Origin of the sequence: Noviherbaspirillum suwonense (assembly GCF_900182955.1) — a bacterium.
Classification (GTDB): domain Bacteria; phylum Pseudomonadota; class Gammaproteobacteria; order Burkholderiales; family Burkholderiaceae_D; genus Noviherbaspirillum_A; species Noviherbaspirillum_A suwonense.
On sequence record NZ_FXUL01000068.1, the window covers coordinates 1 to 1,373 of the forward strand.

Below are 1,373 nucleotides of genomic sequence, written 5' to 3' on the forward strand. Positions count from 1 at the left end.
TGCGAGCGTCATCGAGTACCAATAATATTCAACGGCCCAAGCATACAGATAGCCGGATACGTATGCTGTTCAGCCGCAGCCAGGCCTTCATCGCTGAGTGGCTTCCGGACTACGCGCACCAGCACGTTAATGCACCTTCCGCCTTCCGTTGTCTTTTCAATTAGCAGCAATCCCAGATTAGGGTTGTTCATCTCTGACGCTGACGCTGTTCACTTTCCCTACCGTATGGCTGGCTTGCTGCCAAATTTGCTACGGGCAGTTGTTGCCACCTTTGGTCAACATTGCTGCCCAATAGCAACCGCTCGCCTCTTGCTTATGCATGGTTCCGTCTGATCAATTGTTCGAAGGCGAGTGACGCTCTGCTTTTATAGCGTGACGCGTGCCGCAACAGGTAGAACGATCGCGGCGGCAGTGCAATGTTCACCTCGCAGAGTAGCGCAGCTTGTATGTCGGCGGCGACTACCAAGGACGACATGACAGTGGCATACGGTCCTGCTTTGACCGCAGCACGTACGGACTCGTTCGATGGCAGGGTCAATGTGACATTGAGCTCCGTGCTATCGATCCCGACCGCTGCCAACATCACTTCAAACGCGGACCGCGTGCCTGAGCCCTGTTCCCGCATTACCCATTCCCCGCTCAAAAGCGCACTTGGGGCAACAGGTGCACCGTCGGCCCAGGGATGGCCGGGAGCGACCACCAGCGCAAAATGATCCTCACCGACGGGTGTGCTGGACAACATGGCTTCGTTGACACCATCTTCGACGAAGCCGATCTCGGTCGTGCCTTCGATTACGGCACGCGCGACGCTCTGCGTATTACTGATGGCCAGATCGATGGCGACCAGAGGATATGTTTGGTGGAAACGGACCAGCAACGGTGGTAGCCAGTAACTCGCTATGGTTTGACTAGCCTGCATGTGCAGCGTCCCACGTTTGCCAATACCGAGTTCAGCAAGTGTCATCTCGGTCGCACGCGCGCTTGCCAGTGTGGAGCGTGCTTCTGGCAGAAAGCTGCGCCCTGCTTCATTGAGCTCGATGCCGCGCCCGACGCGGTCAAACAGCGCCGTCCCATAACGCTCTTCAAGTACACGGATCGACGCGCTGACAGCCGAAGGCGTCAGGGACAGCACTTCTGCGGCTTTGGTTAGATGACCGCGCTCGGCAACGGCTACAAATATACGCAATTGGTCAAGCGTCATGATCGTTCGATTTATTTTAATGATTGTGGCAAATTATACGATGGACCAGATCATTTGCGGCGTCGATACTTGCTTCCATCATTCAGCCAGGAGCAAGAATAATGAAAGCGTCAACCCAAGCCTGTTTTCAAAGAATCCTGCCTGGCCTAGTTCTGTGCGGTATCGTGACCTT

The 1,373-nt window shown here is 55.2% G+C and carries 1 protein-coding gene; it reads right to left on the minus strand.

Going from position 1 to position 1,373, the window contains the following annotated elements:
- Positions 1-313: 313 nt before the first annotated feature.
- Entirely contained in the window at positions 314-1,201 is an 888-nt protein-coding gene (locus tag QOL82_RS29110; protein ID WP_283445819.1) for a LysR family transcriptional regulator, read from the minus strand.
- Positions 1,202-1,373 lie beyond the last annotated feature (172 nt).

Bases quoted from the DNA above. Each gene is read 5' to 3' on its own strand.
- QOL82_RS29110 (WP_283445819.1), bottom strand. From the start codon at position 1,201: ATGACGCTTGACCAATTGCGTATATTTGTAGCCGTTGCCGAGCGCGGT.